Source organism: Lachnospira multipara ATCC 19207 (assembly GCF_000424105.1).
In the GTDB taxonomy this organism is placed as follows: domain Bacteria; phylum Bacillota; class Clostridia; order Lachnospirales; family Lachnospiraceae; genus Lachnospira; species Lachnospira multipara.
In genome coordinates this window covers 1-23191 of record NZ_AUJG01000005.1, presented here as the reverse complement: position 1 = coordinate 23191, position 23191 = coordinate 1, and the positions used below count along the sequence as shown (strand labels likewise).

The following is a 23191-nucleotide window of genomic DNA, read 5'->3' as shown; positions in this document are numbered from 1 at the left end:
GAAATAAAAAATTAAATGGGAGATTTTTTCATGAAGGTTAAAAATTTTAAATCCACTACTTATGAAAAAACAGTAGCTTATTTGCTAACTGGGGTTTTATTTTTCACTAGCCTCGTATCATTAATTTTTCTTAATTTAACTAATATTTATGCAGCAGAAGAAACTGATTTAGAGGCAGATATTTATGTTAATCTATCAGATTTTACAATGACGGTAGATGGGAATACTAATGAAATTAAAACATATACACTAGAAGATTATGACACATTTTTAGAAGATTATAATAACAATAACTTAGCAGATATTTATATTACTGAATTTCTCTTTGATGGAGTCTCAACAGTTTGTAAAATGTCTCTAAGTGACGATTTAACAGCGATTGAGGACAATGATCTGATAGAAGCAAATGTCATAAATATTAATACGATAGCTAATATAGAATTCTCAGGAACAGCCAAAAAGACAACAATAGCTGTAAACACCAACGACAAAGAGGGCGATATTAACTTAATGCTTAATAATGTTACTCTTACATCAAAAAACACACTTCCAGCAATTTTTGCCTATAATAAGGACTCAAGTTATGACGCATGCAAGGTCACAATTTATTCTATGGCAGGAACAACTAATACAATTACAGGTGGTAGATTAAAGAAGGTAAGTCTTATGGATAAGGACAATTTAGACCAGTATGCAAGCTATTCAAGCAACTACACTAACTCAGACCTTTCCGCTTACTATGGCGTTTATTCTGCCAGTGAGATTGAAAATATATTGTTTGCCACAGAAACAGCGGATAGTGAAGGTATTTCAGAAGGAGATCCACTTTACTATTATAAATATGCAGGTGCTATAAGTTCTGATATAGCTCTTTATTTTGCAGGCTCTGGAAGTTTAAGCATTACAAGTACTAAAAATGAAGGTATTGAGACAAAGGGAGATATTTATTTTGAAGGAGGAGAAGGAGATTATACAATTACAGCTTATGATGATTGTATAAATGCTTCCTCTAACGGTTCGCTTATTTCAATTTCAGTTAATAGTCTTGTTTGTGATTGTGCAATTGAATATGAGACAAATGATAATGGAGAAACAGTAGCAGCTTCAGATGCAGAAGGGGATGGTATTGATTCAAACGGTAGCATTTACATTTACAATGGACTAATTATTACAAAGGGTTGCGAGCAAAGCCAAGATTCAGGTCTAGATTCTAATTCAGGAATCTATATAAATGGAGGTACAGTTTGTTCAACGGGTAATATGTTAGATGCTATAAGTGAGGAATCTAGCCAGGTTTATTTAACTCTTACTTTTAGTCAGAAGGTTGAGGCAGGTACAAGCATTGTAATTACAGATGATAATGAAAATGTAGTCATGGCCTATACAACAGATAGAGCCTACCAGTCTATAGTCTTATCTTCTAGTGATTTAGCTCTTGATACTAGTTATCATCTATATAAAGGTGGAGAGTTAGAAGGAACAATTTTTAATGGCTACTACACTAGCGTAAGTTCATATATAACTGGCACAATGCAACAATACACTTCTACATCTAGTGATTCTTTTGCAGCTGGAATGCCAAATAGGGAAGAAACAACTGGAGAAACTGTAATTGACAAAACACCAACAGGCGAAGTGCCAACAGGTGAAATGCCAACAGGTGAAGTGCCAACAGGCGAAATGCCAATAGGTGAAATGCCAAACCTTGACTTTGGTCAAAGTGCAAATGAGATAACTACACAGCAAGCAGGCTCTACAGATTTTGTAATTACAAGCTCAAGTCATTCCTTTTCAGGTATTTCAGATGCAGTTTTAGTAACAGTAGCAGATTCAGAAACGACTGAACTAGCAGCAGATGAGAATGAACTTATGGAATCTACAGATGAAACTACAAGTGAGACTTCTAAGGAGGCTACAGAAAGAACATCAGTAGATTCCTCAGAGCTGGCAGCAGATACAGATGATGTTGAGACTAGCGATAATGCTCAAATTATTACTTATATTGTAATTATTGCTTTCTCTTTAGTGTTAATAATTAGTATGTTTTCGATTAACGTACTATTCAAAAAATTGGATAAGGAATAAAAGCTATATAACAATGAAATAATATAATTTCTCACAAAATAAGGCTATGAATAAGGGAATTCCTAATTCATAGCCTTTAACTCAGTCGGAGCTTGTTTGGTTTCTTATTTAGTTTGAGAAGCCTTATCTGTATCTAATATCTTAAGTATTATTGATTCTGCTCTCTTAGTTGAAGCTTTTTCAATAAATAACCATACATTTCCAATAGTTAGCTTATCTCCTGCAACAGGAATTCTATCAAGCTTTTCAAGAATAAGTCCGCCAATGGAATCATTATCCTCAGATTCAAGGTTAAGCCCAAGATAATCATTTAAATCATCAAGCTTAAAGGAAGCCTCTACTCTATAAGTCTTATTGCGTATCTTATGGATGCCTTCCCTTTCCTCGGTATCATATTCATCTCTAATTTCACCAACGATTTCCTCAAGTAAGTCCTCTGTTGTAATCATACCAGCAGTTGAGCCGTATTCATCAAGGACAATTGCAATACTTGTGGAATTAAGCTGCATCTCTCTAAATAATTCGGAAGTATTCTTCTGTTCAAATGTAAAATGAACGCTTCGCATTATATTTTCAATACTAAAATCTCCATCCATAGGAGTAAGGACTAAATCCTTTATGTTTAAAATACCTACGATATTATCAGTGTCTACCTTGTAAACTGGAAGTCTAGTATATTGAGTCTCTCTAAAGAGGGCTAAAACCTCGTCATAGCTGGCCTCAATATTAACTAAAACCATGTCGATTCTTGGAATCATAACGTCCTTTGCATTAGTATCACCAAAATCGAAAAGATTATTTATAATTTTACGCTCGTCAGATTCAATAACGCCCTCTTCGTGGCTTACCTTAACGATAGTTCGTAATTCATCTTCTGTAATAGTTGTGTCTTTATCATTTTCATTGACGCCAAGTAATCTTAAAAAGACCTTAGAAATCGAATCAATGATTATAATAATTGGTGTGAAAATGTGAATCAATGCATTAATAACTGGCGCATAAATTAAAGCTAACTGCATACAATACTTGGTTGCTGCATTCTTAGGTGTAATCTCGCCAAAGATTAATACAAAAATTGTTAGAACACCAGTAGCAATACCTGTGGCATAATTACCCCACATTCTAATCGTAAATGTTGTTACTAGGGCAGAGCAGGAAATATTAACAATATTATTACCTACTAAAATTGCACTAAGCATCTTGCTTTGATTGTCTAGAATTTTACTTACTAGAATTGCTCGTTTGTTATTCTCATCCACTAGTTGTCTTAATTTGATTTTACTTACCGTTATAAATGCGGTTTCTGCCGATGAAAAGAAAGCAGATAAAATAAGTAAGATAATAATTACAATTAGCTGGATCGTACTGTGAGAATCCAAGATCAAATCCTCCTAAAAAATATTTTTAATTAATTGTACTTGATATGTCAGTGCTAGTCAAGGTTTCCACCGATTTCGAAAAAATTTTCAAAAATAAAAAAGGAAATAAATAAATTGCGTTGAATAATATAACTGTAAGGTTTTTTTGCAATATTAATTTAAGATGTTATCTAATCTTTTTTAGAAGGTGAAGGTGCTAACTATGAATATTCGTGAAAGACAAGAACTAACTGAACATGAAATTTTAAGTCCTTATGCTTCCTTTTCAGATGGATCAAGAGGCAGAGACAAGGCTGAAGAGCCTTGCGATATAAGGACTATCTACCAAAGGGACAGAGACAGGATTATCCATTGTAAGGCTTTTAGGCGACTTAAGCACAAGACACAGGTCTTTTTAGCCCCGGAGGGAGATCACTACAGAACTAGACTTACCCATACCCTCGAGGTGGCACAGATCGCTAGAACCATTGCACGCGCCCTTAGGCTTAATGAAGATTTAACAGAGGCAATCGCTCTAGGACATGATCTTGGTCATACTCCTTTTGGACATGCCGGCGAAAGAGTACTAAATTCTATTTGTCCATTAGGTTTTGCTCATTACAGACAAAGCGTAAGAGTGGTGGAATTTCTTGAAAAGGACGGAAAGGGCCTTAATCTTACCTGGGAGGTAAGAGATGGAATACTTAATCACAGAACAGCAGGCAATCCCTCCACCCTTGAAGGTAAAGTAGTTCGTCTTTCAGATAAGATTGCCTATATCAATCACGATATAGACGATGGTATAAGAGCTGGAATTATTACTGAAGATGATATACCTAAGGAATATACAGATTTACTTGGAACTTCAACTAAGGAACGTCTTAATACCTTAATTAATGACATCGTTATTAACAGTAACAATAGGGATGATATATATATGTCTGACAGAATAGGTGGGGCTATGAAGGAGTTAAGAGAGCATATGTTTACTCATTTGTATCTTAATCCTGCGGCTAAATCAGAGGAAGAGAAGGCAGACAAGTTAATCACCGAATTATATCGATATTACATTGCGAATATAGATAAGTTACCAGATAACTATAAGATGTTTATAACAGAATATAATCAAGCTAAAGAACAGGTGGTTTGCGACTATATCGCAGGAATGTCGGATCAATATTCCATTATGAAATTCCAAGAGATATTTGTTCCAAAGGCTTGGAAGAAGTAACCTTATAATTAGTATAATGAAAGGTCGACTAGATAAATGTACTCACGTGAAGTTATAGAGGAAGTGCTTAGTAAGACCGATATCGTTGATCTAGTCTCTAATTATGTTAAGTTAAAAAGAAGTGGTAGCTCATATATGGGGCTTTGTCCTTTCCATAATGAAAAATCCCCTTCTTTTAGCGTGTCAGGTCCAAAGCAGCTATTTCACTGTTTTGGCTGTGGCAAAGGTGGAAATGCCATAACTTTTGTTATGGAATATGAGAATTATACCTTTATTGAGGCTCTTGAGATGTTAGCTCAAAGAGCAGGCGTTGCCTTGCCTGAGCAGAAATTTTCAAGAGAAGATCAAATGGATAAGGATATAAAAACTAAGTTATTAGAAATTAATAAATTTGCAGCAACATATTATTATCATTGCTTGAAATCAGAGAAGGGCACTACAGGCATGGATTACCTTGCCAATAAGCGTCAATTATCTGATAAGACTATTACAAGTTACGGATTAGGCTTTGCTCCTATATCTTCTGGTGGTCTTTATAAGGAATTAAAAGCTAAAGGCTACACAGACGATATTTTAAAGGAATCTGGTTTATTTACTTACGATAGTAAAGTTCACGAAAAGTTTTGGAATCGAGTTATTTTCCCAATCATGGATGTGAATAATAAAGTAATTGGCTTTGGTGGCAGAGTTATGGGTGATGCTAAACCTAAATACCTAAATTCCCCGGAAACTAAGCTATTTGATAAAAGCCGTAATTTGTATGGCCTTAATGTGGCTAGAAGTGCTAGAAAAGGTAATATGATTATCTGTGAGGGTTATATGGATGTTATTTCACTACATCAGGCAGGCTTTAATCAGGCAGTAGCATCCCTAGGAACTGCCCTTACACCAGGACATGCAAGACTACTTAAAAGATATACAGACACAGTGCTAATTACCTACGATTCTGATGAGGCAGGTACTAAGGCGGCTCTAAGAGCTATTCCGCTTTTAACGGAAGTGGGCCTTAATACTAAGGTTATTAACATGAAGCCTTATAAGGACCCAGATGAATTTATAAAGGCATTAGGTGCCGAAGCCTTTCAGGAGCGAATCGACAAGGCCATCAACAGCTTCATCTTTGAGGTTGGAGTTGTAGAAAAGAGACATAACAGGTCAGACCCAGCAGATGAAACTGCTTTTGAGAAAGAACTTGCGGAAATGTTTCTACGCTTTGGAGAGAAGCTTGAAAGGGACAATTACATAAAAGCGGTTTGCAATACATTTGTAATACCACTAGATGGAATGATGCAGATGGTAGCAAATCTTGGCAACAAAAAGGGCCTAGTTAATGGACAGGCTATAAAGAATGACTACGAAAGCCCTAAGCCAAAAAAGAAGAAGCAGGAGTCAGGAATTAGACAGGCAGAGAAATTACTTCTTACATGGCTTATTAATGATGTGAATATTATTAATAAGATTTCAGATGTAATTAAGCCAAGCGATTTCATTGACCCATTACTTAACTCAGTGGCTAGTAAACTTTATGTTCAAATAGAAAATGGTAATCCAAATCCAGCACTAATTGTTGGGGATTACACAGATGAAACTGAGGCAGCAGATGTGGCTTCCCTATTCTCCTCTGACTTAGATGAAAATTTAAGTAAGCAGGAAAGGGAAAGAGCTATTAATGACATTGTCAAAAAGGTTAAGAAAAACAGCCTAGATAATGAATTTAATACAACAACTGATGCTAAGCGAATGCAGGAAATTATGCAGGAACAGATGAATTTAAATAAGATTAATATTAAATTATAATAAGCGAAAGGGGTATTTAATACCATGGCAACTAAGAAAAAGGAAGAAATTTTAGAAGAAGAAGTAAAGACAACAAAGAAGAAGGCTAAGGCAGAAGAAGGCGAAAAGCCAGCAAAGAAGACAACTACAAAGAAGACTACAGCTAAGACAACAACTAAGAAGGCTGCAAAGGAAGAGGACACTACAGATAAGAAGACTACAAAGAAGTCTAAGAAGGCTGAAGAGACTAAGGAAGAGCCAGCTAAGAAGCTTTCAGCTGAAGAGCAGCAGGCTAAGTTTATTGAAAAGCTTGATGAGATCGTTGCACTTGCAAAGAAGAGAAAGAATGTCTTAGACTATCAGGATATTATCGCTCATTTCCAGGATATCGAGCTTGAAGCTGAAGGAATGGAAAAGGTATTTGAATACCTTGAAAAGAAGAACATCGACGTTAAGATGAACGAAGATGAAGATGATGATGACGATATCATGCTTGAAGATGAAGATGATATTGATATCGAGAAGATCGACCTTTCTGTACCAGATGGTATTGGACTTGATGATCCTGTAAGAATGTATCTTAAGGAAATCGGTAAGGTATCACTTTTATCTGCTGATGAAGAAATTGAATATGCTAAGAGAATGGAAGAAGGAGATGAGGAAGCTAAGAAAAGACTTGCAGAAGCTAACCTTCGTCTTGTGGTTTCTATTGCTAAGAGATATGTTGGGCGTGGAATGCAGTTCCTTGACTTAATTCAGGAAGGTAACTTAGGTCTTATTAAGGCGGTTGAAAAATTTGATTATACTAAGGGGTATAAGTTCTCAACTTATGCTACATGGTGGATTAGACAGGCTATAACAAGAGCTATTGCTGATCAGGCTAGAACAATCAGAATTCCTGTTCATATGGTTGAAACAATCAACAAGCTTGTAAGAGTTCAAAGACAGTTACTTCAGGAACTTGGTAGAGAACCAAGCCCAGAAGAAATCGCTGAGGTTATGGACTTACCAGTTGAGAGAGTTCGTGAAATCCAGAAGATTAGTCAGGAGCCAGTTTCTCTTGAAACACCTATCGGTGAAGAGGAAGATAGCCACTTAGGTGACTTCATTCAGGATGATAATGTTCCAGTTCCATCTGAGGCAGCAGCTTCAACACTTCTTAAGGAACAGCTTGTAGAAGTACTTGGAACATTAACAGAAAGAGAGCAGAAGGTATTAAGACTTCGTTTCGGTATGGATGATGGTAGAGCTAGAACTCTTGAAGAAGTTGGTAAGGAATTCAACGTAACAAGAGAGCGTATTAGACAGATTGAAGCTAAGGCTTTAAGAAAGCTTAGACATCCAAGTAGAAGTAGAAAGTTAAAGGATTACCTTGACTAATTTTAAGTTATAAATTTTTATTGGAGTTTTATGAAGGTTAATATTTCTGAAAGATTAAGAAATGTAGCAGAAGCAGTGGAAAAATGTAATACAGTAGCAGACATTGGTTGCGACCACGGATTTTTACCAATTTATCTAGTTTTAACTAATAGAGCTAGTAGAGCTATTGCTATGGATCTTAGAAAAGAACCTGTTAGAAGAGCTGGCGAGCACATCGCCAGCTTTAATTTATCTGATAAGATCACTACAAGAATTTCTAATGGCCTAGAGGCCTTATCTAGAGGTGAAGCAGATACTATAACCATAACAGGTATGGGCGGAATGCTAATGAGAGATATTCTTATAGCAGGTAATGATAAATTAATGGACGGCAATAAATTTGTATTTAGTCCACAATCAGATATAGATACATTTAGAAAATATCTAGATGACAACGGATTTGTAATCACAAAGGAAAAGGTTATTTTTGAGGCCCCAAGATTTTACTTTATTATTAATGCAACTCTTAAAAGAGGAGAGAAAATGAATCTAAGCGATTTAGAACTTCGCTTTGGTAAGGACTTTCATCTTGGAGATACTAAAGTTTTACAAGACTTTTTAACTAAGGAGTTGTATAATAATGGTATATTGTGCGGACAACTTGAAGATGAAGAAAGAAAGGGTAATTTAAGTGTTAAGCCAAAACTTGATTACTTAAAGAAAGAGCAAGAGTATAGGGAGAGTGCCCTTAAAATGATTAGTAAATAAGGACTTCAGCTTCAAAATACGACTAACGTGGAGGTGTTTTATTTATGAGTACATTGGTAGAACTTGTAAACGAGAAACAAAAGGAATTAAAAGACACTATTATCCTAGTGAAGGTTAATGGTAAGTTAAAGGAAATTTACGATAAAGAAATTACTGACGAGAAAATTGAATATATAACAACTAATTCATCCATCGGAATTGATACCTACAAAAGAAGTGTTTTAATGCTTATGCTTGCTGCATTTCACAATATCGATAAGGACAATAAGTTTGGTGGCGTAAAGGTTGAATATTCAGTATCTAAGGGATTTTTCTGCGATACTAATAAGAATTTAGAAATCACAGAGAAGTTTATTAACGACTTAAAAAAGGAGATGAATAGGCTAGTAGAAGCTGATCTTGTAATTAATAAGGACACACTAAGCACTACTAATGCTATTAAACTCTTTAAGGAACGCGGCATGCTTGATAAGGTTCGTCTATTTAACTATCGTAGAAGTTCTGTAATTAATACATATGAACTTGATGGCTATATTGATTATTTCTATGGCTATATGGCTCATTCTACAGGTATCCTAAAGTATTTTGATATCTATAGATTTGCTCATGGCTTTGTTTTACAGCTTCCAACTAAGGAAGAGCCAACTAAAGTGCCTGAATTCCTACCTCAGATTAAGCTTGCCAATGTATTAGATGAATCTACAAAGTGGGCTCATATGCTAGATCTTGATACAGTAGGTGCCCTTAATGATCATATAAGAGATGGTGATATTTCTTCCCTTATGTTAGTGCAGGAAGCACTTCAGGAGCAAAAAATTGTAGAAATTGTCAATATGATTAAGAAAAGACCTGATGTTAAGTTTGTTATGATCGCTGGTCCAAGTTCTTCCGGTAAGACTACATTTTCACACAGATTATCCATCCAGTTAATGGCAAATGGCTATAAGCCGCATGCTATTGGCGTGGACGATTACTTTGTTGAAAGAGAAGAGACACCTGTGGATGAAAATGGCGAATATGACTTTGAATGTCTTGAAGCCATTGACATTAAGCTCTTTAACGACCACATGACTAAGCTTCTTAATGGCGAGGAAATTGAAAGACCAAGATTTAACTTTAAGACTGGTAAAAAGGAATACAATGGAGAAATGTTAAAGCTTGGAAAGGATGATATCCTTGTAATTGAGGGTATTCACTGCCTTAATGATAAGTTATCTTATACACTTCCTTTGGAAAGTAAGTTTAAGATTTACATAAGTGCTCTTACTCAGCTAAATGTTGATGAACACAACAGAGTTTCCACAACAGATGGACGTTTAGTTAGACGTATGGTTAGAGATTATAGAACTAGAGGAGCTAATGCCAAGAGAACTCTATCTATGTGGGAGTCTGTTAGACGTGGTGAGGAGAAGAATATTTTCCCATTCCAGGAGGAAGCCGATGTAATGTTTAATTCAGCAATGCCTTATGAGCTTTGCGTATTAAAATCTATTGCAGAGCCACTACTTTTCTCTATTACAGAAGATGACCCAGAATACCAGGAAGCAAAGAGAATGCTTAAGTTCTTAGAATACTTCCTTCCATGTAACGCTGACCTGGTGCCAATTAATTCCATCTTAAGAGAATTTGTTGGTGGCGGTTGTTTTAGAGTTTAGTTTTTGTATAAGCCTTAAAAGAGAGTAATTAGAAAATCTAAAAATCTTCTAGTTACTCTCTTATTTTGTCTTATTTTTACATTAATTAAATTCTAAAATTAATCTACCTTTTTATCTAGCTTATAATGTCTAGAATCTTCAAAAAGTGATGCCACATATCCTGGTGTCTTATTATCAAGATTAGTCTTTATCTCATTTAAGATATCAATGTATTGGCCAAGTAAACCTGAAATAGCATCGGAGTTACTAATGCAAATCTGCTCCCACATTTCAGGAGAAGATGCGGCAACTCTTGACATATCCCTAAAACTTCCAGCGGCTAGGCAATGCATATGCCCCTCAGGGTCATCATTTTCAGAAACCACCTTAACAAGGGCAGTTGAAATTAAATGAGGTAGGTGACTAATGCCAGCTACGGTTCTATCATGAGTTTCATAATCCATAATAAGAGGCTTTGCAGTAGTATCTCTTACAAAATCCTGGAAAAAATTTAGCTGCTCCATAGTTGTTAGTGGAGTAGGTGTAATTATATATTTTGCATTATTTAGAATCGCAGATGAGGAATTCTCATAGCCTGTCTTTTCGGAACCTGCCATAGGGTGTCCACCAATAAAACAATTATCAAGACCTAGCTTTGATACTTCCTTGTGAATTATAGTCTTAACGCTACCTACATCAGTAATAATGCAGCCCGGCTTAATTATGGACTTTAATTTACATAGATAGCTTGTAATTGTAACTACAGGAGTACAAAGTATGATGATATCGCAGTCCTTAAAATTATCATCAATGCACTCACAGGCAGTATCTACAACGCCATCTTCCTTAGCCTTTAAAATAGGGTCAATTCTTCTACTTGTAGCAATTATTGTATAAGGCTTTTTTGTTTCTTTTAAAGCATGGGCAATTGAGCCTGCAATTAAACCAAAGCCTATAAAACCAACTTTTACATCTTCCATTAAATCTCATTCTCCATTTTGGGTTAATCCCGTTTTTACTACAACATTTTAACACTTTAAAGCATTAATTGTAAACAGTATATTGGCTAAAAACCTTTTGAAAATATGTGAAATATACTAACTTGTATTGCAAATGGTTATAAATTATTATATCATTTTAAAGTGTATTTATATAAGTGCATACTTTTAAATTTGGGATAGAGATAGATAGGTAAGAGGTGTAAAAAGTGAAGATTTCAGTAATAGTTCCATCGCTTAATCCAGATGAGAAACTATTAGAAGTTGTTAAAAGCCTTAAGGAAAAAGGCTTTAATGACATTATTTTGGTAGATGATGGAAGCGATGATAGTCATAAGATGGCTTTTAACGAGGCTGCCAAGTATGACGGTGTCAGTGTCTTAGTACATGAAGTGAATAAAGGAAAGGGAAGAGCCTTAAAGACGGCTTTTGAATATTTCCTTAAAGAAAGACCAGAGTACGATGGCGTGGTAACAGTTGATGGAGACAACCAGCATAAAGCAGAAGATGTTTTAAAATGTTGTGAAGCCATGATATCTAACAAGTCCCTAATACTTGGTGTTAGAGATTTTTCAAGAGATGATATTCCAGCAAGAAGTAAGTTCGGAAACAATTTAACAAGTGGTATTTTTAAGACTTTTTGTAAGCTTAATATTACAGATACTCAAACTGGCCTTCGTGCAATTCCGAGGGAATTTATTAAGGATATGCTAGAGGTAAAGGGCGAGAGATATGAGTATGAAACTAATATGTTGCTTGCACTTAAAAGCCGCAATATTCCTTTTATGGAGGTGGGGATTCAAACCGTCTACATAGATGATAATGAGTCGTCACATTTTAATCCAATTAAGGATTCCATTAAGATTTATAAGGTAATATTTGCCTATTTTTTTACAACAACTGCTTTTAAATATACCCTGTGTTCTATAAGTTCATGGATGATTGATAATTTGTTATTTAACATTTTTTCATTCATATTTGTGGCAGCAGTTTCAAGGGATATAAGAATTTTACTTGCTACAGTAATAGCAAGAATTATGTCTTCTTTTTACAATTATTTGATGAATGCAAAGTTGGTTTTCAAAAGTCAAAGGTCTATGAAGACCACTTTTATAAAATATTACATTTTATGGATAGGAATAATGCTTTGTTCCTTCCTACTAGTAGATTTATTTACATGGCTACTAGGTCTAAATTTACAATTAACAGCCCTTTGCAAAATTATTGTTGACTTATGTCTCTTTTTTGCAAGTTACAATATACAAAAGAAATGGGTATTTAAATAGGATTTAAGGGGAGTGTTTAAATGACTAAAAAGGTTTTAAAAAATGTATCTAGAGTATTAATTACTCTTTTGGTTACTATTGCAATTTTTGTTTGTTTTTTATATGGGGTAATGGCTATGTTAGTCTTTGGCCCATCAAAGACAGCTAAGACACAGTTTGTCTTATCTGTTAGAGAAACTTCAGCTATTGGCTTTTTAGCAAATCTTTTTGTATCCAATGAGGAGATTAATAGAATTGAAGCTGAAAATAGTATTAAAGACACAACTGAGGTTACTAACACAAGTCTTGTATCTACTGATACAGCAACAAGTTCAGACAATATCGAAGTTATCGATATTAAGGGTAGCTCTTTTAAGGGTAAGCTTATGATTATTGATGATCCAAGCAGATTATTTGTAGGAACTGTTGAGAGCTTTCATGAGGGTGAAGGCGAAGTAGTTGCAAGCATGGCCGAAAGATATGGCGCAGTTGCAGGAATCAACGGTGGCGAATTTGTAGATGGCGTTACAACTTATACAGCTATGCCAGTAGGCCTTGTTATGGTAAATGGCGAGGTCTTAAATGGCAATGAAGATGAAACATATCATGTAACTGGAATTTCTAATGACAACAAGTTAGTTATTGGAAATATGACTATGGCAAGAGCTAAGGAACTAGGAATTAGAGACTGCGTAAGTGTTTCTAATCTTATTGGACCTTTCTTAATTGTAAATGGCGAGATGCAGGATGTTTCAGGAACTGGTGGCGGACTTAATCCTAGAACTGCCATTGGTCAAACAGCAGATGGAAAAATATTACTTCTTGTTTGCGATGGAAGACAAATTACAGGTATGGGTGCATCCTTTGCAGACCTTCAGGATATTATGGCAGAGTATGGCGCAGTCAATGCTTCTGTTATGGATGGAGGAACTTCAACTCAGATGTACTATAACGGTGAAGTTATTAATAACCCATATTCACCAACAGGACCAAGAACTTGTCCAACAGCATTTTTGATTAAATAGGACATTTGAACAAATAAGACATTTTGTACAAAACAGACATTTAATGAGGAGTAATCTATGGATAACGTTTTAGATAATAAGAAAGAAAAAACAGTGGTTAAAAAAAAGAAAATCGTTAGAAAGAAGAAAACTAAGGGAATTAGCTTTAAGAAGTTTTTAGCTATTTATTCAATAGTCCTTGGAGCAATTGGCGTATTTTTGCTTATCCTTTTATTCTTCTTTTTAAAGGACTATGAAAGCAGCATTCCAGCTAATAAGATGGACAAAATTCTAGCAGATATGAAGACTTCAAAGCTAGAATCCATTATAGAGGATGCCAATATTGAATATAATGAATTTGAAGATAGCGCCTACATTTCCACAAAGCTTAAGGAAAAGATTGGTGAAAATGAACTTAGCTATTCAAAGAAACTAGGAGAATATAGTGCCTCAAATCCTGTATATACAGTATCTGCAGGAGATGAGGATCTATGCACAATTAGCCTAAAAAAGGAAAGCAAGAAATCAGGCTTTTTTAGAGATTGGAAATTAGAGGATGTAACATTTGCAGCAGTTGCAGGCTCAGATGAATTAAACATCACAGTTCCAACTAATAGTACAGTTTACCTTAATGGTATTGAAGTGTCTGATTCTTACAAAACTTCTACAGGAGTCGAGTTTGAACCATGCCTTAATGTGTCAAAATATGTGACAACTCCTACAGAGGAAGTTTATACAGTTACAGGCCTTAACTTAATGCCAGAACTTACAGTAAATTATGAAGGCTACGAGCTTAAATACGAGGCTAATGACAACAACTTAACAGCCCTTTATCCTTCAGTAGATTCTATGTATGAAACAGCTTCTGCTAATGCTATGGAAGTTTTAGAGTGCTATGGAAAATATATCATCAACCGCGGCAGCCTTGAGACACTTTCAAGTCACATGCTAGGAAAGGCAAAGACTTATGTTGCAAATATCCCTGCAGTTTGGGCCTTCTTGGTTGGTAAAAAGTTTAGCTATGAATTTAGAGATATGGCTACAAGTAACTTTAGAGTATATTCTAGCGATTGCTATTCTATTGATGTTTCCTGCGTTTTATATGTTAATTGGGGAGACGGAGAGAAGAGCTACGACACTAACTACAGATATACATTTGTAAATGTTAATGGAAGCTGGAAGGTAGCAGATCTTTCCGTTTTATAATACATTTGTCAAAGCTAAGCTTTATTATATTAAAATTTTGTGAAACGTATTAATTAATTACCTTAAATGTGTTATTCTATAGGGCAGGCGTCTGAAATTGGGATAGTTTCAGATGTGTTTAGATAAGAAAATTAAGGAAGTAATATACGAGTTATGGAAAAAAAGAAAAATAATTTTTTGATCCATGGCGGAATTTTAGCCATGGCAGGTATTATAGTTAGAATAATCGGAATGCTTTATAGAATTCCAGTAGTTAATATTATAGGCAGCGAAGGTAATGGCATTTATGGCATTGCCTTTAATGTCTATAATATTATGCTAGTTTTATCCTCTTATGGATTGCCAATGGCAGTATCTAAGTTAGTTTCTCAAAGATTTGCAGAAGGTAAGTATAAGAATGCCAAAAGAATATTTAAATATTCCCTCACAATTGGAATTGTAACAGGTGGCATTGCAGCTGCCTTAGTATTCTTTGGAGCAGATTTTATTGAAAATGTAATCTATTCCGGAAACACACCAGGTCTTGCAATTCCTCTAAGAATTTTAGCACCAACAATTTTCCTTGTAGCAGTGCTTGGCGTAATTAGAGGTTTCTTCCAGGGTCAGGGAACAATGATTCCAACAGCAGTTTCACAGATTATTGAGCAGATTGTTAATGCAATCGTAAGTATTGGCGCAGGCTATATTCTTATGCAGTCTTTTAAAGAGTCTGCTAATCAATCTGCTTATGGTGCAGCAGGTTCAACTCTAGGTACAGCCTTAGGTGCCCTTTCAGCGCTTATTTTTATGATTTTCCTTTATTTTGTTTATAAACCACAGTTTAAGAAACTGCTAAGAAAGGATACAAAAGCTGATAGAGTACCGGCTTCAAATATGTATAAAATTATTATTACAACAATGATTCCAATTATTTTAGGCCAGACTTTCTATCAGATAAGTTCCGTTTTTGATGACATTTTATTTAGTAATTTATCAAGTACAGTAATTGATAGCGTAACTATAGATTTAGGAACTTATAGTTCATGCTTTATTTTACTTATCGGAATTCCACAGGGTGTAGCTTCAGCTATGTCAGCTTCTATGCTACCTGCAATGGTTACATCTTTCACAGAAAAAGATATAGATGGAGTTAGAACAAAGTTAACTAAGACAATTAAGACTAATCTATTTATTGCAATCCCTTCATTTATTGGTTTAGCAGTATTAGGTCAGGGAATTATTAAGATTTTATTCTCTTCTTACAATAGTGCAGAAGGTGCAACAATGTTAAAGATTGGTGCTGTATCTGTAGTTTTCTTTACTCTATCAACAGTAACAAGTTCAGCACTTCAGGCAATTGATAAGATGAAAATGCCAGTTTATCACTCAGCTATTTCACTTGTAATTCACATAGTGCTAGTTTATTTCATGCTTAGATTCACATCTCTTGGAATTTACGGACTTGTAATAGGAAGTACTCTATTCCCATTAGTAGTATTTATCTTTAACCTAAAGACTTTATATCAGGAGATAAATTATAGATTTTCAATTAAGAAAATAGTTCTAAAACCACTAATTAGTGCAATTATTATGGGAGTTTGTATAGCAGTAGTTTATAATGGCTTACTTATTCTTACAGAGTCTAACATTGTTTCAATGTTCTTTGCATTAGTGGTGGCTGCAATTACTTACTTTGGACCTTATTATTTATTAACAAAGCATAGCAATTTATAATCTGATTTAATGATTATTTAATTTATTCTATGTTGGGATTTAGTCCTTGACGTGATATAATAACTTTAGTTGTTTTAAACATAAAATAGACAATTTATTTGTTTAAAAATATACGACAAATAAATATTAGGGAAAGGAACGAATATGCAGAGCAGATATACTGAAAAAGCTAAAGAAACATTACAATATGCTTCAGAAATGGCAGCAATTTTAGGTCATGGCTATGTTGGTTCAGAACACCTTCTTATTGGTCTTTTAAAGGCTGAGGGTGGTGTTGCCTCATCTGTATTAGCTAATAATGATGTTACAGAAGAAAAAATCATTAACTTAGTTAATCAATTGATCGCTCCTGACAGTATAGTAAATGTTAAAGAGCCTGCAGGGCATACACCTAGAGTTAGAAGAATTTTAGAAAATGCTAGCAAAGAAGCAAGTAAATTTAGAGCAGATTTAATAGGAACTGAGCACATTTTAATAGCTCTTTTAAAAGAGTCAGATTGTGTTGCAGCTAGACTTATTAATACAATTGGAGCTTCTATTAAGAAGATTTATGCAGAAACACTTTCATCTATGGGAATTGATGTTAATAGATACAAGGATGAGTTACCAGGTCAGAGATCAAAGGCTTCTAATAAGAAGAGCCAGACAGCAACTCTTGATCAGTACTCAAGAGATTTAACAAGACTTGCCCAGGATGGAAAGCTAGATCCAGTAATTGGACGTAATGATGAAATTCAAAGAGTTATTCAGATTCTTTCAAGAAGAACTAAGAATAATCCTTGTTTAATAGGTGAGCCAGGTGTTGGTAAGACAGCTATCGTTGAAGGCTTAGCGGCTAGAATTGTTGAAGGTAATGTACCTGAGACAATTAAGGATAAGCGACTTTTAACTCTTGATTTATCAGGAATGGTAGCTGGTTCTAAGTATAGAGGTGAATTTGAAGAAAGAATTAAGAGAGTAATTGCTGAGGTTAAGGCTGATGGTAATGTACTTTTATTCCTTGATGAGCTTCATACAATTATTGGCGCAGGTGGTGCAGAGGGAGCTATCGATGCTTCTAACATTTTAAAACCATCCCTTGCCCGTGGAGAAATTCAGCTAATTGGTGCTACAACTCTTGAAGAGTATAGAAAGCACATTGAAAAAGATGCAGCCCTAGAGAGAAGATTCCAGCCTGTAAAGGTCGAGGAACCATCTGAAGAAGAGGCTTGTAAGATTCTAGAAGGTTTAAGACCTAAGTATGAAGAGCATCACAAGGTAACAATTACAGATGCAGCAGTTACAGCAGCTGTTAAGTTATCAAGCAGATACTTAAATGATAGATTCTTACCAGATAAGGCTATTGATTTAATAGATGAGGCTAGTTCAAAGACAAGACTTGATGCCTATGTAATGCCAAAGGATATTAAGAAGCTTGAAACTGAAATTAAAGAATTATCTATTAAGAAGGAAGAGGCTATTAAGAGCGAAGCTTATGAAGAAGCTAGCCAGATAAAGAAGTCTCAAAAGAGAAAGAAAGATAAGCTAGAAAAATTAACTAAGCAGTGGCAAGAAGATTTAAAGGCCAACGAGTTAGTAGTTGATGAGGAAGAAATTGCTCAGGTAGTAGCAAGTCAGACAAAGATTCCTGTATCTAAGATTGCAGAAGCTGAATCTGAAAAGCTTATGAAACTTGAGGAAACACTTCACAATAGAGTAATAGGTCAGGATGAAGCTGTTAAGGCAATATCTAAGGCTATTAGAAGAGGTAGAGTAGGACTTAAAGATCCTAACAGACCAATTGGTTCCTTCCTTTTCCTTGGTCCAACTGGTGTTGGTAAGACAGAGCTTTCAAAGGCCCTTGCAGAGACAATGTTTGGAACAGAGAATTCTTTAATTAGAGTTGATATGTCTGAATACATGGAAAAGCATACAGTCTCTAAGCTTATTGGCTCACCTCCAGGATACGTAGGATACGATGAAGGCGGTCAGTTAAGTGAGAAGGTTAGAAGAAATCCTTATTCAGTAATTCTTTTTGATGAAATTGAAAAGGCTCATCCAGATGTATTTAACGTCTTATTACAGGTTTTAGATGATGGACATATTACAGATTCTACCGGACGTATGGTAGATTTTAAGAATACAATCATTATCATGACAAGTAATGCTGGTGCTGAGAATATTGTTGAACCTAAGAACTTAGGCTTTAATTCTGGCACAACTAAGGAAGAAGACCACGATAGAATGAAGGGCAAGGTAATGGACGAAGTTAAGCGTCTATTCAGACCTGAATTCTTAAACAGAATAGATGACATTATCGTATTCCATATGTTACAAAAGGAACAGATTGGTGAGATTGTTGACATTTTAATTAATAGTCTTAACAAGCGAATTATGGAACAGATGAAATTATCTATTGAATTAGATGATGAAGCTAGAAAGTGGCTTGCTAATAAGGGCTACGACCAGAAATATGGTGCACGTCCACTTCGTCGTACAATTCAAAATGAAATTGAAGATGAATTAGCAGAAAGAATACTTGAAGGAAAGATTTCTTATGGCAATAAAGTTAAGGTTACAGTTAAAGAAGATAAGCTTAACTTTAGCTTAAAGAGGGGAAAGAATAAATAATCGATATTTTTGCTTAATATTAAATATAATTATATAGAATTAAGCTATTGATTATTGTATAATTATCATATAAAGAAATATAGGAGGACAATTAAATGTCAGTTGTTAATGAATTACTTCGTTCAGAGAGTGATGGTTCTCTAAGTTTTGGTAACTATAAGTTAGATACTAAATCTAAACTATCAGATTTTGAGCATTTAGGCGATACTTATAAGGTTAAGACATTTAATGAGATAACTAAGTTAGAACGTAATGGCTCATTTGTGTTTGAGTCAGTACCAGGAACTGCTGTTAACAATTTTAAGGTTACAGAAGGTGGTGTTGAGTTTAAGGTAGAAGGAGCAGAGAATGCACAGATTACACTTGAACTTGAAGAAGGTTCTTCCTACGATATTAAAGTAAATGGCAAAGACGCAGGATGCATGAAGACTAATATGGGCGGAAAGCTCGTTTTATCAGTGGAGTTTGTAGATGAAGCTCCTGTGTTAGTAGAGATTGCTAAGGCTTAATTCAATTTAATATTTGAGATTCAATTTTCATTAATTGAATAGGTATAATTAAATAATGTAATTTAAGGCAGTTTTAATTAGCTAGTCCATCTAGCTTTAAGACTGCCTTTAAAAAATGGAGGTAAGATGGCAAAAGCAAAAACCACTGCATTTTTCTGCAAGGAATGCGGTAATGAATTTTCTAAATGGTACGGACAGTGTCCTTCCTGCAAATCCTGGAACACACTTGTCGAGGAACCAATTGCAACAAAAACTAAGACTAAAGGCGTAACAAAGACGCTTAGTCTATCAAATCAAGAGGCAAAGCCTGTCAATTTAAATGATATTTCCCTAGAAGAAAAAGATAGAATAAAAACTGATATAAAGGAACTAGATAGAGTTCTTGGTGGCGGAATCGTACAGGGTTCTTTATGCCTTGTAGGTGGTGATCCTGGTATCGGTAAGTCTACCCTTCTTTTGCAAATGTGTTTTAAGCTGGCAAACAAGGGCGAAGATGTTTTATATATCTCAGGCGAAGAGTCTCTAAAGCAGATTAAACTTAGAGCAGATAGAATTGGCACAGTAAACGAGAAGTTATCTCTTCTTTGCGAAACTAATCTTGAGATTATTGAAAATGTACTAAACGAGGTTAAGCCCAAAATCGTAGTCATAGATTCCATTCAGACTATGTTTAAAGAAGACGTTTCGGCAGCACCTGGTAGCGTTTCACAGGTAAGAGAGTCCACAGCTACATTTTTACAAATTGCTAAGGGCCTAAATATTACAATCTTTATTGTTGGTCATGTTACAAAGGAAGGCGTAGTTGCTGGTCCTAGAATGCTTGAACACATGGTGGATACAGTGCTTTACTTTGAAGGCGATAGATTTGCATCCTATAGAATTTTACGAGGAGTAAAGAATAGATTTGGTTCCACAAACGAAATCGGCGTCTTTGAAATGCAGGAAAAAGGCCTAGTAGAAGTAGCTGACCCTTCGGAATATATGCTAGATGGCAGACCTAAGGATTCTTCAGGATCTGTTGTTGTATGTTTGGTTGAGGGAACTCGCCCGCTTATGGTGGAAATTCAGGCCCTAGTTTGTGATTCTAATTTTGGAATGGCAAGAAGAACTGCCGCAGGTATGGACTACAACAGAGTTAATCTTCTTATGGCAGTGCTTGAAAAGCGAGCAGGAATTCACCTTGCAGCTAGTGATGCCTATGTAAATATCGCTGGTGGCATTAAGGTAAACGAGCCGGCCCTTGACCTAGGTCTTGTACTAGCTTTGGTAAGTTCCTTTAAGAATAAGGTGGTAGACTCTAAAACCGTGATATTTGGTGAGGTTGGACTATCTGGTGAAGTTCGCGCCGTGTCTCAGGTTCAGCAAAGAATCAATGAGGCAATTAAGCTTGGCTTTGAAAATGTGATTCTTCCACAAGTATGCTTGAAAAATATTAAAAATAGTGATAGAATAAATTTAATAGGAGTACGAAACGTGAACGAAGCTATTAAGTTATTGTAGCTAATAATAAAATATATGGAGGGCTCACATGGATAATGAATTACTTGTAAGTAGTTTATCAGAGATACTAACAGGCTTAGATGATTCCCAGGAGCGACTTGAAAAACATGCCTTTGATGTTATTAATTCTTCTGATACATCTTTGAATCTTGTGAAAGAAAGTATTGCAAGTGTAGAAGAAATTTTAAAACTTATCGAAACTTTAAATGCAGTAGTAGAGGAATCTTCAGCAAAGATTAAAGAGCTAGAGGAACTTTCAAAGAAAATCGAAGAATTTGCTGCAGTAATTGGATCAATTTCTAAAAAGACAAATATCCTTTCACTAAATGCCTCAATTGAGGCTGCAAGAGCAGGTGAACAAGGTAAAGGCTTTGCAGTTGTAGCTGGACAAGTACGTGATCTTGCAGCACAATCAGCTAAATCTTCAAAGGAAATTACTGATACCATTGCACAGGTACAGTTATCTGTTTCTGAAACAGTAACATCAATGACAACCATATATGATAATTCAACTGTACAAAAAGATAAGGCAGACCAGATTGGTCAAGTCTTAAATAAAGTAGTAGACGCAGCATATGTTGCTAATAATGAAGCAAGAAATATTGAAAATGAAATCGCCTACCAGAGAGAAATCACTGATAAGGCAAAGAATGCGTTAATGTAGTTAAATATGCTTGTTACAATTTAAATGATCATACTTATAAAAATAGAGAAGGCTTAGTTGCCTTCTCTATTTTTGCATTTAGTATAAAATGCTGTCATATATGGTTTTTATATGATTAGATCTGGTTAATAATCCAGTTCTGAGTGCCGATGCATTCAATTAATTCTAACTGCTGCTCAGCCCAGTACATATCTTCTTCTTCGTCTTTATAATAATCCTTTAAAATATCATATGTAGTATAGTCACCCTTAGTTGCCTCTAATACTTCCTCTAAGAACTTAAGGCCATCAATTGATACCTGTAAGTCATACTTAATCCAGTCAATAGGATTAGTGCAAACCTTAGCTTCTGGCTTAGCTTCATTCTTAACTTCGCCGCCTAAGTCAAGGATTCTATCAATACACTGATCTACATATCCTCTTTCTTCTACAGCGTGCTCAGCGTACTTTTCAGCTAATTTTTTAAAGCCCTTGCTATTAAAAATCTTAGACTGAATATCATGTCCTAGAGCCTGCTGTGATAAACCTGTTACGATTGCCTGTAAATACTTAATTGTTTGTTCCTTATTTGCCATAATTTACCTCCTAAGTGTCAAATAATTATTAACTAGTATTGTTTTATATTTATTTAGTTTTTCGAAAAATGTATCTATATTATAATATAAAAAATTACCTATATCTATATTATGAGCATAATTTTTATATATTTGTTAGAGTTAGATAATAAGTTTAGAAAAAATACATAATTAATTGCACACAATTTATAGCGTGTTAAAGTGAGCATTTAAGCCTATATTTGAAAATATAACTTATTAATTTTGCTATAATAATTACGAAAGTTTACGATTTATGTATAAAGATCTACAAGAATACAAAGAATACTATGAGTAAGTATAGAATAAACATTAAAAAAATACAGAAAAAATGCGTATTTACTGTTGACAAAAAGAATTCTAAATGATAATATATACAAGTCGCTGCGATACAGCAACGACAACAAAACATCAACAAAGCTAGTAAACACAAGGCTTTGGAGATAAGAACCTTGACAACTGAACAGAATGACAACCTTGAAAATTCTTTGAAATATTCAAGCGAGTAATCAATCGTAAAACAAATTTTGTTTTGAAATGATTATCCTTAATAACAGTAATGTTAAACGGAAACGAAATTATTAAGCTAGTTCGTTCAGAACTAAGCTAAGGTAAAACTTTTTATGAGAGTTTGATCCTGGCTCAGGATGAACGCTGGCGGCGTGCTTAACACATGCAAGTCGAACGAAGCAACTTATCACGATTCCTTCGGGATGACGATTTGTTGACTGAGTGGCGGACGGGTGAGTAACGCGTGGGTAACCTGCCTTATACAGGGGGATAGCAGCTGGAAACGGCTGATAATACCGCATAAGCGCACGGCATCGCATGATGCAGTGTGAAAAACTCCGGTGGTATAAGATGGACCCGCGTCTGATTAGCTAGTTGGTGAGGTAACGGCCCACCAAGGCAACGATCA

At 35.1% G+C, this 23191-nt stretch carries 17 protein-coding genes and 1 rRNA gene; 15 read left to right on the top strand and 3 right to left on the bottom strand.

Annotated features, from left to right (window positions below; genetic code table 11):
• Positions 1 to 30 precede the first annotated feature (30 nt).
• Complete coding sequence (locus G600_RS0106025; protein ID WP_027431139.1) at positions 31 to 2085, top strand: carbohydrate-binding domain-containing protein; 2055 nt, start codon at positions 31 to 33, stop codon at positions 2083 to 2085.
• A gap of 104 nt (positions 2086 to 2189) precedes the next feature.
• Here G600_RS0106025 and G600_RS0106020 read toward each other — a convergent pair whose 3' ends face one another.
• Positions 2190 to 3464 carry an HlyC/CorC family transporter gene (locus G600_RS0106020; protein ID WP_027431138.1) on the bottom strand — a complete coding sequence of 425 codons (1275 nt, stop codon included), beginning with the start codon at positions 3462 to 3464 and terminating at the stop codon, positions 2190 to 2192.
• Between the two features lie 202 nt (positions 3465 to 3666).
• On the opposite strand from G600_RS0106020, the gene G600_RS0106015 reads away from it, so the two are divergent.
• The 5 genes from G600_RS0106015 to G600_RS0105995 are packed head-to-tail and all read left to right on the top strand — an operon-like array spanning position 3667 to position 10232.
• Positions 3667 to 4674 (top strand): deoxyguanosinetriphosphate triphosphohydrolase, encoded by a 1008-nt coding sequence (locus G600_RS0106015; RefSeq protein WP_027431137.1) that lies wholly within the window; start codon positions 3667 to 3669, stop codon positions 4672 to 4674.
• Positions 4675 to 4710: 36 nt separating this feature from the next.
• A complete protein-coding gene (gene dnaG / locus G600_RS0106010; protein ID WP_027431136.1) occupies positions 4711 to 6471 on the top strand; it encodes a DNA primase in 1761 nt (586 codons plus the stop codon).
• 24 nt (positions 6472 to 6495) lie between these two features.
• Positions 6496 to 7830 carry an RNA polymerase sigma factor RpoD gene (rpoD, locus tag G600_RS0106005; RefSeq protein WP_081669425.1) on the top strand — a complete coding sequence of 445 codons (1335 nt, stop codon included), beginning with the start codon at positions 6496 to 6498 and terminating at the stop codon, positions 7828 to 7830.
• A 30-nt stretch (positions 7831 to 7860) separates the two neighbouring features.
• Entirely contained in the window at positions 7861 to 8577 is a 717-nt protein-coding gene (locus G600_RS13905; RefSeq protein WP_051195392.1) for a class I SAM-dependent methyltransferase, read from the top strand.
• A gap of 44 nt (positions 8578 to 8621) precedes the next feature.
• A complete protein-coding gene (locus G600_RS0105995) occupies positions 8622 to 10232 on the top strand; it encodes a nucleoside kinase (protein ID WP_027431134.1) in 1611 nt (536 codons plus the stop codon).
• 98 nt (positions 10233 to 10330) lie between these two features.
• On the opposite strand, the gene G600_RS13900 is transcribed toward G600_RS0105995, so the two are convergent.
• A complete protein-coding gene (locus G600_RS13900) occupies positions 10331 to 11191 on the bottom strand; it encodes a prephenate dehydrogenase (RefSeq protein ID WP_051195391.1) in 861 nt (286 codons plus the stop codon).
• A 227-nt stretch (positions 11192 to 11418) separates the two neighbouring features.
• Here G600_RS13900 and G600_RS0105985 point away from each other — a divergent pair, with 227 nt between their 5' ends.
• From G600_RS0105985 to G600_RS0105950, 8 genes are all read left to right on the top strand, one after another.
• Entirely contained in the window at positions 11419 to 12495 is a 1077-nt protein-coding gene (locus G600_RS0105985; RefSeq protein WP_027431133.1) for a bifunctional glycosyltransferase family 2/GtrA family protein, read from the top strand.
• Positions 12496 to 12515: 20 nt separating this feature from the next.
• Positions 12516 to 13499 (top strand): phosphodiester glycosidase family protein, encoded by a 984-nt coding sequence (locus tag G600_RS13895; RefSeq protein ID WP_074521872.1) that lies wholly within the window; start codon positions 12516 to 12518, stop codon positions 13497 to 13499.
• A 57-nt stretch (positions 13500 to 13556) separates the two neighbouring features.
• Entirely contained in the window at positions 13557 to 14684 is a 1128-nt protein-coding gene (locus G600_RS0105975; protein WP_027431132.1) for a hypothetical protein, read from the top strand.
• A gap of 153 nt (positions 14685 to 14837) precedes the next feature.
• A complete protein-coding gene (locus G600_RS0105970) occupies positions 14838 to 16397 on the top strand; it encodes a putative polysaccharide biosynthesis protein (RefSeq protein ID WP_034245759.1) in 1560 nt (519 codons plus the stop codon).
• A gap of 144 nt (positions 16398 to 16541) precedes the next feature.
• Entirely contained in the window at positions 16542 to 19007 is a 2466-nt protein-coding gene (locus G600_RS0105965) for an ATP-dependent Clp protease ATP-binding subunit (RefSeq protein WP_027431130.1), read from the top strand.
• Between the two features lie 95 nt (positions 19008 to 19102).
• Entirely contained in the window at positions 19103 to 19516 is a 414-nt protein-coding gene (locus G600_RS0105960; RefSeq protein ID WP_027431129.1) for a hypothetical protein, read from the top strand.
• A 126-nt stretch (positions 19517 to 19642) separates the two neighbouring features.
• A complete protein-coding gene (gene radA, locus G600_RS0105955; RefSeq protein WP_027431128.1) occupies positions 19643 to 21016 on the top strand; it encodes a DNA repair protein RadA in 1374 nt (457 codons plus the stop codon).
• A gap of 28 nt (positions 21017 to 21044) precedes the next feature.
• On the top strand, positions 21045 to 21680 hold the full coding sequence (locus G600_RS0105950) for a methyl-accepting chemotaxis protein (protein WP_027431127.1): 636 nt from the start codon (positions 21045 to 21047) through the stop codon (positions 21678 to 21680).
• A 115-nt stretch (positions 21681 to 21795) separates the two neighbouring features.
• Here G600_RS0105950 and G600_RS0105945 read toward each other — a convergent pair whose 3' ends face one another.
• Complete coding sequence (locus tag G600_RS0105945; protein ID WP_027431126.1) at positions 21796 to 22254, bottom strand: ferritin-like domain-containing protein; 459 nt, start codon at positions 22252 to 22254, stop codon at positions 21796 to 21798.
• Between the two features lie 637 nt (positions 22255 to 22891).
• Here G600_RS0105945 and G600_RS0105940 point away from each other — a divergent pair.
• Positions 22892 to 23191: ribosomal RNA gene (locus G600_RS0105940) — 16S ribosomal RNA — on the top strand; the annotation flags it as partial.